The organism is Agrobacterium sp. AGB01 (assembly GCF_014851585.1).
Lineage (GTDB): Bacteria > Pseudomonadota > Alphaproteobacteria > Rhizobiales > Rhizobiaceae > Agrobacterium.
This window is the reverse complement of record NZ_JACVAB010000004.1, coordinates 213,567-225,815: the sequence shown is the minus strand read 5'-3', so window position 1 is coordinate 225,815 and position 12,249 is coordinate 213,567. Positions and strand designations below refer to the sequence as shown.

General features: G+C 54.5%; 11 protein-coding genes. 4 read left to right on the top strand and 7 right to left on the bottom strand.

What is annotated here, in order from left to right; all coding sequences use genetic code 11:
- Positions 1-7: 7 nt before the first annotated feature.
- Positions 8-913: a LysR family transcriptional regulator gene (locus IB237_RS15875; RefSeq protein WP_192489656.1), complete on the bottom strand. Its 906-nt coding sequence runs from the start codon at positions 911-913 to the stop codon at positions 8-10.
- Positions 914-1,024: 111 nt separating this feature from the next.
- On the opposite strand from IB237_RS15875, the gene IB237_RS15870 reads away from it, so the two are divergent.
- A complete protein-coding gene (locus tag IB237_RS15870; RefSeq protein ID WP_192489655.1) occupies positions 1,025-2,389 on the top strand; it encodes an MmgE/PrpD family protein in 1,365 nt (454 codons plus the stop codon).
- A 28-nt stretch (positions 2,390-2,417) separates the two neighbouring features.
- On the opposite strand, the gene IB237_RS15865 is transcribed toward IB237_RS15870, so the two are convergent.
- The 5 genes from IB237_RS15865 to IB237_RS15845 all read right to left on the bottom strand — a co-directional run bounded on the left by IB237_RS15865 (position 2,418) and on the right by IB237_RS15845 (position 7,577).
- Positions 2,418-3,227: a DeoR/GlpR family DNA-binding transcription regulator gene (locus tag IB237_RS15865; RefSeq protein ID WP_192489654.1), complete on the bottom strand. Its 810-nt coding sequence runs from the start codon at positions 3,225-3,227 to the stop codon at positions 2,418-2,420.
- 95 nt (positions 3,228-3,322) lie between these two features.
- Positions 3,323-4,405: an ABC transporter permease gene (locus tag IB237_RS15860; protein ID WP_192489653.1), complete on the bottom strand. Its 1,083-nt coding sequence runs from the start codon at positions 4,403-4,405 to the stop codon at positions 3,323-3,325.
- Positions 4,402-5,946: a sugar ABC transporter ATP-binding protein gene (locus IB237_RS15855; protein ID WP_192489652.1), complete on the bottom strand. Its 1,545-nt coding sequence runs from the start codon at positions 5,944-5,946 to the stop codon at positions 4,402-4,404. The genes IB237_RS15860 and IB237_RS15855 overlap by 4 nt, the downstream gene beginning before the upstream one ends.
- Positions 5,943-6,566 carry a DUF2291 family protein gene (locus tag IB237_RS15850; protein WP_192489651.1) on the bottom strand — a complete coding sequence of 208 codons (624 nt, stop codon included), beginning with the start codon at positions 6,564-6,566 and terminating at the stop codon, positions 5,943-5,945. The genes IB237_RS15855 and IB237_RS15850 overlap by 4 nt, the downstream gene beginning before the upstream one ends.
- Positions 6,567-6,635: 69 nt before the next feature.
- Entirely contained in the window at positions 6,636-7,577 is a 942-nt protein-coding gene (locus IB237_RS15845) for a D-ribose ABC transporter substrate-binding protein (protein WP_192489650.1), read from the bottom strand.
- A gap of 490 nt (positions 7,578-8,067) precedes the next feature.
- Between IB237_RS15845 and IB237_RS15840 the strand changes: the two genes are divergently transcribed.
- On the top strand, positions 8,068-9,048 hold the full coding sequence (locus tag IB237_RS15840) for a sugar phosphate isomerase/epimerase (protein WP_192489649.1): 981 nt from the start codon (positions 8,068-8,070) through the stop codon (positions 9,046-9,048).
- Between the two features lie 91 nt (positions 9,049-9,139).
- On the opposite strand, the gene IB237_RS15835 is transcribed toward IB237_RS15840, so the two are convergent.
- A complete protein-coding gene (locus IB237_RS15835; protein WP_192489648.1) occupies positions 9,140-10,153 on the bottom strand; it encodes a LacI family DNA-binding transcriptional regulator in 1,014 nt (337 codons plus the stop codon).
- A gap of 130 nt (positions 10,154-10,283) precedes the next feature.
- On the opposite strand from IB237_RS15835, the gene IB237_RS15830 reads away from it, so the two are divergent.
- Together IB237_RS15830 and IB237_RS15825 are read left to right on the top strand one after the other, a co-directional pair.
- Positions 10,284-11,318: a Gfo/Idh/MocA family protein gene (locus IB237_RS15830; RefSeq protein ID WP_192489647.1), complete on the top strand. Its 1,035-nt coding sequence runs from the start codon at positions 10,284-10,286 to the stop codon at positions 11,316-11,318.
- 12 nt (positions 11,319-11,330) lie between these two features.
- Positions 11,331-12,236: a sugar phosphate isomerase/epimerase gene (locus IB237_RS15825; RefSeq protein WP_192489646.1), complete on the top strand. Its 906-nt coding sequence runs from the start codon at positions 11,331-11,333 to the stop codon at positions 12,234-12,236.
- The last annotated feature ends 13 nt before the right edge of the window (positions 12,237-12,249 follow it).

Genomic DNA, 12,249 nt, shown 5'->3' with positions numbered 1-12,249 from the left:
CCAAGAATTATATCCAATCTTCCAGACAGCGTAGAAAGGCAACCGCAACTTTGGAAAGCGGTGCGCGCTCACTGCTGATGAGTGCATAATTGAGTGTCAAAGCGGGTTCCAGAGGTACGAATGCCAAGGGCAGTTCGGTGTATTCCCTGGCGATGAGTTCACCCACAACAGCAATTCCCAGTCCTTCCGCCGCAAGTGCACAGGCACAACCAACCGAATGCGCCTCAATGGCGGGGCGCTGTCTGAGGCCGTGATTGTAGAGGAGCGCCTCCAACTCATGGCGCACAGGTCGTGCGTTGTTGAGCAGGATCAGGTCGTTGCCCTTGAGGTCCGTGACTGTCAGCCCGTCACGGCCAGAAAGCGGATGATCACGATGCAAGACGCAAATATTTCGCGACGGAAGCAGGCGCTCATGTTTCAGGCCGAGGGTGGATTCAGGCAAGCGCGTAAAGCCGATGTCGGCTTCATCATCGGCGATCATACGTTCAATGCTCAGGTAATTGCCTGACTTCACCTCTATACGTGCGGGTCCGTTCTCTCTAAGGAAGCGTTTGATCAGGCGGGGCACTAATGTCACGGACAGACTGGCGGGAAAAGCCAGTCGCAAGGGGATTTCCTGCGAACGTCCATGTTCCAGTTCCTGTGCCATGACCTTCAGAGACGTCAGGCGATCGGAAATCGCCCGGATTTGGGGCCCGATTTGTAAGCCTTCTCGCGTGGGAGAAAGCCTGTTCTTGTCACGCTCAAAAAGCCGGACGCCAAGATAAAGCTCAAGCTGCTGCAGCAATCTGCTGACATTTGATTGGGAAACGCCAAGCTCATTGGCGGCTGCAATGGTGGAGCCTGTTGCGGCAATCGCATCGTAGGCATGGATGTGCCGGATGCTGATCGTGACGTCGCTATCCTCCGCCATGTCTTCTCCCGAAATTGAATAGAGCGACCCGTAAACTGCATAAGATTGTGCGCCTTGGCCAAAACGCACATTTTCAAGGCACTAAGAAATCCGGTGAAAAGGCATTCGTCAATGACGACCGTAATTGAAAAAATCGCAGCACAGCTTGCTACCCGTAAAAGCTTTTCGCCATTGGCGTTGCAACGAGCCACAGAAGCTATTGTCGATACGATTGGCTGTATGTTGGCGGGTGCCAACGATGAGACACCACGCGCCGTGATGCGCGCCTTTGCCAATGATATCAGTGAACATGGTGGCTCGGCATTGGTTGACGGGTCAAAAGCATCGGCTTCAATCGCCGCCCTGATCAATGGTACCGCCGCGCACTGCCTTGATTATGATGATAATTTCCATCCTGCCCGTGCACATGCATCTGCGGTTCTGGTGTCAGCCCTGCTTTCCCTCGCAACCGCCGACTATGGGATAACTGGTAGGCAATTTGTCCATGCCTATCTGGCTGGCTTGGAGGCGCAGGCGGCGGTTGGTTTCGGTGTTATCCCCTCGCATTACAACAGGGGCTGGCACGGTACATCGACTGTTGGTGCAATTGGTGCGGCGGCTGGTGTCGCAGTTTTGTTGGGACTGGGCAGGGACCAGATTGCGCAGGCGATGAGTATCGCGACGAGTTCTGCCTGCGGGCCAAAGGGTCAGTTCGGAACACCCGCCAAACCGCTCCATGCGGGGCTGGCGGCACGCAACGCGGTTGAGGCGGCATTGCTTGCCAAGGCCGGTGTTGCAGGACGGCTTGATATTCTCGAGAGATCACAGGGCTTTAGAGATCTGTTCGGTGGCGGTGCCGCAACCGGCTGGGATGCGCTTTCATTCGGTCACGACCACATCATCGAAACACGTGGGCTGGTGACCAAACAGCACCCGTGCTGTGCTTCAACACACCGCGCTATCGACGCGGCGCGTGAGTTGCAGGATCAATACGGATTTCGGGCGGAAGATATCAGGTCCATCAACACCAAGGTCGGCATTTCCGCTATGGATAATCTGGCCTACCCCGATCCGCGCGATGAAATGCAGGCACGTTTTTCAATGCAATATTGCCTGGCGACCGCACTTGTTCACCGCAGGCTGTCTCTCGGTGATTTTACACCGTCTGCCATCTGTCGTGCGGACATTCGCCAGTTGATGCCGCTGATATCCATGTCGGCTTACACCGCTGCCGAAGAAGTTGGCACGGAGCGGCTGCCGCATCAGGTCGACATTCACCTGAATGACGGACGGCATCTCAAAATCGAGAGATTGCATGCTGATGGCTCAATTCAGAAGCCGCTCGGCAGCGCTCAACGGCAAATGAAATTTGCAGATTGTCTGGCATGGGCTGGTTTGAATGCGGATGGTGATGCGTGGCAACGGCTTATGGGAGTCGAAGATACGACGTCATTTCGATCCCTATGGGCAGAGGTCAGCCACTCTCTGCGCAGATAGGTGTTGAGCGAAAGGGTAGATTTACGGCTTATTTCGCGATCAGGACTTCGATGCCGCGTTTCTCAAACTCGCGGGCGTCGCGATCTGAAATGCCATCATCTGTTACGAAGGAATGGATCACGTCGAGAGAACCAAGGCGCGTGAACGACGATTTGTTGATCTTGGTCGAATCCGCCACGAGGTAAACATGGGCTGCCGCCTTGATCATCGCTTCCTTCAGCTGAAGGTCGGCAAAGCTTGGATAGGTCAGCCCCGCGTCCAGTGCGACACCAGCGGTGGCAAGAAACAGCTTGCCCGCAAAAATGTTGCGGAAATATTCGACCGACTTGTCACCCGAAAGCGAAAGCGTCGGGGATTTAAACTGTCCGCCCGGCATGTGCACTGCAAATGATGGCACAGCACCCAATATGATTGCGATGTTGAGCGCGTTGGTGATCAATGTCAGATCACGGCGGTTGGTCAGGCGTGTTGCAATTTCCGTTGTCGTTGTACCAGCATCAAGGATCAGCGTTTCGCCATCCTTGACGAGGCTTGCGGCAAGGGCGCCAATACGGCGCTTTTTGTCCATGTTTTCCTGATGGTACAGGGTCATGGTGCCGGTTTGTGGTGCGACCGTATTAAGATAGGCGCCACCATGCTCGCGCGTGATGAAACCTTCGTTTTCGAGCCTTTCAAGGTCCTGACGGATGGTTGCTTCTGATACATGGAAGGCGGCCGCCAGTTCTCTGACGCGGGCGGAGCCTTCTTCCTGAAGCCATTCAAGAATGCGACGACGTCTTGGCTCGGATAGTAGCCCGATCATCGACTCCGAAGCATCTTGCTCGTCTTTCGCTTCCATTTGGACTTACCTAAGCTCCTGAATCGCAACCAATCGAAATTATTCGATTCCTTTTTATCGGATACTTACAGTATCGATCTGGCAGCATCAAATCCTCAATTGGCGTTCTGCTGCAACACCACGCGGGCCTGCAGTTTTTGCTGAACCTGATCAACGACCACGGCCGCAATGATGACCAGACCCTTGATGACGGTTTGCCAGAAGGACGAAACGCCCATCATGATAAGCCCGTCTGCGAGGATGCCGATGACGAATGCGCCAACGATGGTGCCTGCGATACGACCGCGACCGCCCGACATGGATGTGCCGCCAAGAACAGCTGCCGCGATGGCATTGAGTTCGAATGTCTCACCGGTTGCCGGGTGGCTTGCCTGCAGTTGCGAGGAAATGATGAGGCCAACAAATGCCGCACACAGGCCGGAGAACATGTACACGAACAGCTTGATACGATCGACGTTCACGCCAGACAGGGCCGCGCCGCGCTCATTGCCGCCAACGGCATAGATATGCCTGCCAAGCGGGGTCCGGCTGGCCAGATAGGCCGCGCCCAGTGCCACAACGACCATGATCCACACCGAGACAGGAAAGCTGAGAAACGTGCCGGAGCCAATGATACGGAAGGTATCAGACCCATATTCCGGGTTGCCGGAAAGGTTTGGGAATGTCCGGCCCTCGGAGAACAGAAGGGCTGCACCACGCGCGACATAAAGCGTGCCGAGCGTGGCGATGAACGGCGCCACATTCAATTTGGTTATCAGGAACCCGTTTATTGAGCCGATAAAGACACCCACGACTAGCACGATAAGGCAGATTTCGATCGTATTAAACTGCAGGCTGTACCCAATGCCGAGGAAGCCGAGATCAATGCCGTAAAGCACCAGATATCCGGCGACCATGGCGCAGAGGCCGACAATTGAGCCGACTGACAGGTCAATGCCACCAGCGATGATGACAAAGGTCATTCCGATAGCAAGCAATGCATTCAGCGCAACGTGCTTGGAAATGATCACCATATTGCCCATGCTCAGGAAGTTGGGAGCGGCGATGGCAAAGAAGGTGAACACCAGAATGAGAGCCACGAATGTCCGCATGTGCAAAAGTAGCAGCAATGCAGAGGTTCTGGACGTTGACACTCCAGTGACGGTTTTGACGTTGCCCGAGGTGTCGATGCTGCTCATAGTGTTTCAACCTTTTTAAGATTGGGAGTTGCCGCCGAAACGACATCCGCTGCGTTGGCGCCAGCCGGAAATTGTCCAGTCAGCCGACCATTCGCCATGACGAGAATGCGATCGGAAAGGGCCAGAACCTCTTCCAGATCGGATGTGACAAAAAGAATGCCCAAGCCATCACCGGCCAGGCGCCGCATGGTGCGGAAAATTTCCGCCTTGGCGCCGATGTCGATGCCGCGAGAAGGCTCATCCATCAGAAGGATTTTCGGTTTCGTCATCAGTGCCTTGCCGATGACGACCTTTTGCTGGTTGCCGCCGGACAGGCTGGAAACCGGGTGTTCCATGCTGGCGATCTTGATCGCCATGCGTTTGACAAATTCGGCAGCCTTGGCGGCCTCTGCCTTGAGGCTCAGGTGAAACCCGCGCGTGAAGTCGTAAAGAGACGACATCGTCAGATTTTCCCGGATTGTCATGATCTGCACGAGGCCGTCGCGTTTGCGATCCTCAGGTATCAGAGCAAGACCGCGGCGGATGCGACCGGAGACACTTTGTTCCTTGAGTGGTTTGCCCGAAATGAACATCTGGCCGGACGAATTCGGATGTTGTGCCATGATGCACTCAAGCAGTTCCGAACGGCCGGCGCCCATCAGGCCGTAAAGCCCGACGATTTCACCTTCTCTGACCGTCAGCGACATGTGATCAACGGCGTAACCGCCAGCCGGGCTCGGCAGGCAGATGTTTTCAACACGAAACACTTCGTCGCCCAACTCGTGCTCAACGGTTTTGGGAAACTCTTTCGATGCGCTGCCGATCATGTTGGCAACGATCCAGGGGATGTCCACGCCCTTCATCGAGCGCGATCCGGTGATAACGCCATCACGCAGAACGGTTATATAGTCGCCTATGCGAATAAGCTCTTCCAACCGGTGGGAGATGTAAACAATGCCGACGCCCTGTTTTTTCAGGTCGTTGATGACTCTGAACAGCACCTCGACTTCGGCCGCAGAAAGGGCTGATGTTGGCTCATCGAGAATAAGAATGCGGGCGTTCTCCGCCAGTGCCTTGGCAATTTCAACGATCTGCTGCTGACCGATCCGCAGGTTACCGAGCGGCGTGTCGGGATCGATATTCTGCTCAAGTCGCTTCATCAGCGTTCTGGCGGCGCTGGTCTGTGCAGCCCTGTCGATGTGAATGCCAGCCTTGGTCTTTTCGTGACCGACAAAGATGTTTTCCGCGACCGTCAGGTTGGGGAACAGGTTGAGTTCTTGAAAAACAATGCCGACACCATGTTTGGCTGCATCCGTCTTGTCGGTAAAAACAACTGACTTGCCATCCAGTTCGATGGAGCCGCCATTTAACTGTTCAACGCCTGCTATGATTTTCATAAGCGTTGATTTTCCAGCACCGTTTTCGCCGACGAGAACGTTGACCGCGCCCATGCGCAGGTCAAAATCGACATTCTTGAGTGCCTGTGTGCCAGGATAGATTTTTGATCCATTGCGGATGGACAGGCCGATAGGATGCGGTTCGACTGTTGCAACCGCACTCATTGTGCCACCTCGATGGAGACTGGCATGATCAGTGGCTGTTCCGTTGCCGAGCGAATGACCACAGCGCCGAGGAAATTGATCTTTTTACCCTTCAGCGGCGTGTCGACTGTGGGCAGTTTGGAAACGGCCTTGTCGTTCAGGGCGCGGCCAAGTCGGGCATATTCGATCTGGTCACGGAATGTGGAGAAATCATAAAGTGCAGTCGTGTCGCGCAAGGCCGACCCCTTGACGACCGGTCCCAGTTGCAGGGTCGCGTCGGCCTTTCCATCACCATCAATGTCGATATCTGCGACGGCTGCTTTGGATGCGCGGTTTTCGTTGATAACGTTTGCTGTTCCCTTGACCGCGAAGTTCCACCCGCCGCCAGCGCCGCCAACTCTTACGCCATGGCTCTCGCCAGCCTTGTCGAGACCAGACTTGATGGCGTCGCGAAGTTGCGTGAGATCCACGGCCTTCTGTGACAACGCTGGTACCAGCTTGGCATCAAATGTCGTTTCGACCAGTTCTGCAATCGGGTCTGCCGCGGCGCCGGTCGCGTCGTCTTTGTTGGTCTTGACCAGTTTGCAGCCTGAAACGGACACGGCAAGCAGGCTCACCGCAACAAGGGTTGTGATTTTCATGGCGATCCGAACTTTTAAAAGCGGGCAAACATCCGGGGTGCTCAGGCACCCCGGATGGCGAGGCAGGTTTTACTGCGTCAGCGCAAATGTCTCGAGCTTTTCGGCATTGTCAGCGTTGATGAGAATGCAATCCATCAACTGCTTTTCTTCAAGGCCTGTGGAGCCGGTCTTGATGAACTTGTCAGCCTGTTCAACAGCCAGCTGTGCTTGCTGGTAAGCGGGCTGAAGAACGGTTGCCTTGATGCCACCCTTCTTGATGGAGTCACGAACGTCGTTCGAACCATCGAAACCAACGACGATAACGTCCTTGCGGCCAGCGGCTTCAAGTGCTGCATAAGCGCCCATGGCCATGGTGTCGTTGCCGGAGATCACGCCCTTGATGTCAGGATGCGCCTGCAGGATCGATTCCATAACGGTGTAAGCTTCGGTCTGCGACCAATTTGCCGTCTGTTTGGCAACCAGCTTCATGTCCGAATATTGGTCGATCACGTCGTGATATCCCTGCGAACGAATGCCGGCATTGGTGTCGGATTCCTTGCCGAGAAGTTCGGCATAATTACCCTTTTCACCCATCAGCTTGACGAACTCTTCCGCGCCGAGCTGTGCACCCTGATAGTTGTTGGAAACAATCTGCGATACGGCAACGCCGGCTGTGGTGATTTCGCGGTCAATCAGGAAAGAAGGTATGCCCTTGTCCTTGGCCTTCTGGACTGCTGCAACCGAGGCGTCTGCACCGGCATTGTCAAGAATGATGGCTTTTACGCCAGCTGCGATAGCGCTGTCGAACAGCTCGTTCTGCTTGTTGGCGTCATCATTGTGGACCAGAACCATAGTGGCATAGCCCAGTTCTTTCGCCTTGGCCGCAGCGCCATCCGCTTCAGCCTTGAAGAATGGGTTGTCATGGCTTGGTGTAATGATTGCGATAGTATCGGCAGCTAAAGCCACGCCGGACATCGCACCGGCAATGCCGAGCGCGACGACGGACATCAAAAGACGTTTCGTCAGTTTCATGGAGACCTCCCGTTGTCAAAACCACCCTCCAGCGGTTTTTTCGAGGTTTAAACTATCGATTACTTTCGTTTGATGTCAATATGTTTTTGAGATTTGCGGTTTTTTGGTAGAGATGATGATGCAACGTACACTGATAGGATGTAAGGCGGGGCGCTCTCTTTCGTTATGGTCTTGTCGTATAATAATTCACTTGAACGCGTTGGTGTTTCATGCGACTTGTTCAATCAAATGAGATAAATCGAAAGCATTCAAAAGCCATTTAGTGCTTTGATGCGGTAGCCACGTCTGGGAGGGGTGGATGGTACCGGTTCGTTTGCAAGCAGATACCTGTATCGTTGTCAGGGGTTGGCCGTATTTTGGTCGGCCGTTGTACGATCACGGTTTCATTTCGTTTCGATCTGCTTTGACACGGTTTCGTCATCACATCTGATTTTACGTTGCCGTCTGTAAAAGGCGGGCGCTCAAATATTCACATACATGGAGGAAACCTATGACAACACAACGTTTTGGCGCCGGTATCTGGCACTTCGCCACCTATCTCGATCGTTATGCCACGGATGGTTATGGCACACCGCGTAGTGTTATCGAGGCAATCGACCTGGCAGGCCAGGTTGCGGATCTTTCGGTTGTCGATATCAACTATCCATTCTTCGGCGGTGATTTCTCCAATGCGCAGGTTAAAGAGGCACTGGATCGTAACAAGCTGGGTGTCATCGGTATTACGCCAGAAATCTATACCCGCGAATTCGTCAAGGGCTCATTCACTAACCCGGACGCTGGCGTTCGCAGACGCGCCCATGAACTGGTGACAGAAGCCTGTGATCAGGTTCGTTATTTCGGCGCTGATTACGTCAAGCTTTGGCCGGGTCAGGATGGCTGGGACTATCCGTTCCAGGTTGATTACGGCACATTGTGGAAGCACTCGCTTGATGGGGTCGGCCAACTTGCCAGCGAAAACCCCGATCTGAAATTCGTGATCGAATACAAACCACGTGAACCGCGTGTTCGCATGAGCTTTGGTTCTGTGGCACGTACACTGCTCGGTATTGAGAAAATTGGCTTGCCAAATGTTGGCATTTTGCTCGATTTTGGCCACGCCATCATGGGTGGTGAGTCTGCGGCCGACAGCGCACAGCTTGCTATCGATTATGGTCGTTTGTTCGGCATGGACGTCAACGACAACTATCGTTCATGGGATGACGATTTGGTGGCGGGCAGTCTTCATCCAATTGAACTGTTTGAGTTTTTCTATGTGCTTCGCAAAAACAAGTGGGAAGGCGTCTGGCAGCTTGATCAGTTCCCGTTCCGTGAAGACAGTGTCGCGACTGCCAATCACGCTATTGATTTCCTTAAGGCTGCCGACAAGGGGCTTGCCGCGCTTGATGTTGATGCATTGAGAGAGGCACAGAGCCGTCATGACGCGATTGGTGCCTTGAAAATCGCCCAGAAAGCACTGTTCGGCGCCATGTAATGGCGTTCCAGTGACGTTTCGATTTTGCTTACTGCATATCAAAGCCCGGCCCTAAGGTCGGGCTTTTTACATTTATATCTTAACCAACAGTCTAGCCGCTTTCCCCCTCAGTCAGGGCCATTGGCCAGACGCGGCGGTAGGTGGCGGGATAGATATCCTTGTAGGCAGGCATAACGGACAGCAGACCCTCGGCAAGGCAGATGCCGAGGTCGTGTAGCGAAAGGCTAAAGCCCGTTAATGCCGGAGACAGAAACTGGGTGTGTGGACTGTGGCGGCCGATGATGGCGATATCTTTTCCCGGTTTGATGCCAGCCTCTTCAAGACCTTTGTATAGGCCAGTCACCAGCGTTTCGTTGACAAGAGTAATGGCGGTCGGACGGGTCGGCCGGGCAGCTATTTCCTGCGCCACGGCATAACCGCCAGCCTCATTGGGGCGGGCGCGAAAGATGTATTCATCGCGCAGCGTTAGATTATGCCGCGCCAGAACTTCCCGGCATCGTTCGATGAAAATGTAACCCAGATTGAGATCGCCATGCGGCCAGACGACACCGATATCCGTGTGTCCAGCATTGATGAGACGCTCCATGGCGGTTTCGGCCATGCCTTCAAAATCCAGATCGATCCACGGTTGACCAACGTCGGTCAGGCTGCGACCGAGCGAGATGAACGGGATGTTTTGCCGGTCGAGCAGTTCGAAACGGGCGTCGTTGCGGCGGGTTGCCGAAAGAATGATGGCATCGGCAAAACCGCGTGCCACGGTGCGTTGTAGGTAGGCGTCAGGATCTTCGGATGAGGAGCAGAGCAGGGCGACAAGATCGAGATTGTGGCGAGCCAGCACCGTCTGCACGCCGTCAAAGACGCTCATGAAAAACGTGTCGCCCTGGCCAGTGATTTCCGGCCCCGTCTGCATCATGAAACCGATGACGCCGGTTGAACCCTTGCGAAGAGAGCGGCCAGACTGATTGGCGACATAACCCAGCTTTTCTGCGGCCTCGAGAACACGTTGGCGTGTCCTAGGATTTACATCTGTCTTGCCGTTCAACGCACGCGATACGGTGCCGATCGATATGTCGAGATGCTCGGCCAGTTGGCGAATGCCCTTCATGCTGTAACCCGTCTTTCATCACCGTTTCAGCAAACAGTATTGACAAAAAATCAGACATGTCCATAGTTACCGTAAACGTTTACGGTTTTTGCTGGAGGGCAAGAATCCTAACGTCTCAGGGAGGTTAATCTTGACATACAACGTCGTATTGTGTGGCTGCGGGGCTATGGCCAAGGGCTGGCTTCGTGCGGTGAAATCCACACCAGACTTGCGGGATGCGCTGTCGGTGGTCGGTCTTGTTGACCTTGACCTGAATGTCGCTCGAGCACTCGCAGACGAGTTCAATTTAGGCCCTGTTATTACAGGAACAGACCTGCGTGAGGTGCTGGAGAAGACCAGAGCGGAGATCGTGTTTGATATCGTCATTCCAGCCGCGCGCCATTCGGTCGTCCGCACCGCCCTGGCATATGGTTGTCACGTGCTGAGTGAAAAGCCGATGTCGAGCTCGATGAGCGAGGCAGCTGATCTGATTGAAGCTGCGAAGGCCGCCGGCAAAATCCATTCCGTCGTGCAGAACCGCCGTTTCATATCGGGTGTGCGGCGTATGCGTCGCTTTGTTGAGAGTGGTGCGATCGGCGACATCACCGCCATTCATTGCGACTTTTTCATTGGTCCGCATTTCGGCGGATTCCGTGAAAAAATGGACAATGTGCTGCTTTTGGACATGGCGATCCATACCTTCGATGCTGCCCGTTATGTTTCGGGCAAACTGCCGCTTTCCGTCTATTGCCTTGAAACAAACCCCCGGGGCTCGTGGTACGCCCATGGTGCTTCCGCCAATGCGGTGTTCCAGCTGTCGGATGATGTGGTCTTTACCTATCGCGGCTCTTGGTGCGCGGAAGGCGAACGGACAAGCTGGGAAAGCACTTGGCGTCTTGTCGGCACGAAGGGAATGCTGACCTGGGATGGCGAGGAGGCCTTTAGTGCTTCTATTGCGGGCGTGCAGGATGGCTTGCTGCGCGGTTTCACGTCCATTGAGGTGCCGCCGCCTGCCAATGAAGAGGAAACCCATGGGCATGCCAGTGTCATTGCTGATTTTCTGTCGGCAATCCGGACAGGTCGTACCCCTGAAACGGCCGGGCAGGACAACATCAAGAGCTTGGCCATGGTGTTCGGCGCAATCGAAAGCGCCCGGTCTGGCCGATCCGTCGATCTTGCAGCATAGGAAGAATCAGCAATGAGCGAGCAGAACAGGAATTCCATCCGCGTTGGTACAATGGTCAGTGCCACAAAAGGTCAGGCGGCACAGCGCATTTCGCAGATCGCGGATATGGGTTTTGAGAGTTTTGAGCCGTTTTTCTGGCAGACGACCAATGGTCAGGATATTGCCGAGCTTGGAAAACGTTGCGTCGATGCCATCGGCGACAGGGATATCACCATGTCAACGATCGGCATGTTCGGTAATCCGCTCGAGGAAACCGAACTGGATTTGCAGACCCTGCAAGGCTGGAAAGACTGCATCGACAACGCCCATCATTTTGGTGCGACCTGCGTGGCTGGTTTTACGGGCCGCATCAGAAACAAGCCATTGCCCGAGAGCCTACCGCGTTACCGGGAAGTGTGGAGCGAACTTGCCAAACGTGCCGCCGACAAGGGCATAAAAATCGCCTTCGAAAATTGTGCCATGGACGGCAACTGGGCAACCGGTGACTGGAATATCGCCCATAATCCCGACGCCTGGGAGCTGATTTTCAACGAAACGCCTGACGATAATATCGGTCTGGAGTGGGAGCCCTGCCACCAGATGGTTTATCTGATCGATCCATTGCCGCAGATCCGCAAATGGGCGCACAAGATTTTCCATGTTCATGGCAAGGATGCCACCATTCGCTGGGATGTCATTCGTGAGCACGGGATTTTTGGAAAACACCCATTCGTTTTCATGCGCACACCCGGTTTTGGCGACAGCAACTGGACCGATATTATCTCTGAACTGCGTCTCGCCGGCTGGTCAGGTTCCATCGACATTGAAGGCTGGCATGACCCTGTCTATCGCGATGCACTTGAGATGACCGGTCAGGTCCATGCACTTAACCATTTGAAACAGGCACGAGGAGGCGATTTCGTCGTCGATCCGACCTGACAGGAGTGGCCGG

Coding starts and splice junctions, on each gene's coding strand:
- IB237_RS15870 (WP_192489655.1), top strand. CDS start 1,025: ATGACGACCGTAATTGAAAAAATCGCAGCACAGCTTGCTACCCGTAAA.
- IB237_RS15855 (WP_192489652.1), bottom strand. CDS start 5,946: ATGAGTGCGGTTGCAACAGTCGAACCGCATCCTATCGGCCTGTCCATC.
- IB237_RS15850 (WP_192489651.1), bottom strand. CDS start 6,566: ATGAAAATCACAACCCTTGTTGCGGTGAGCCTGCTTGCCGTGTCCGTT.
- IB237_RS15825 (WP_192489646.1), top strand. CDS start 11,331: ATGAGCGAGCAGAACAGGAATTCCATCCGCGTTGGTACAATGGTCAGT.
- IB237_RS15860 (WP_192489653.1), bottom strand. CDS start 4,405: ATGAGCAGCATCGACACCTCGGGCAACGTCAAAACCGTCACTGGAGTG.
- IB237_RS15875 (WP_192489656.1), bottom strand. CDS start 913: ATGGCGGAGGATAGCGACGTCACGATCAGCATCCGGCACATCCATGCC.
- IB237_RS15845 (WP_192489650.1), bottom strand. CDS start 7,577: ATGAAACTGACGAAACGTCTTTTGATGTCCGTCGTCGCGCTCGGCATT.
- IB237_RS15835 (WP_192489648.1), bottom strand. CDS start 10,153: ATGAAGGGCATTCGCCAACTGGCCGAGCATCTCGACATATCGATCGGC.
- IB237_RS15865 (WP_192489654.1), bottom strand. CDS start 3,227: ATGGAAGCGAAAGACGAGCAAGATGCTTCGGAGTCGATGATCGGGCTA.
- IB237_RS15840 (WP_192489649.1), top strand. CDS start 8,068: ATGACAACACAACGTTTTGGCGCCGGTATCTGGCACTTCGCCACCTAT.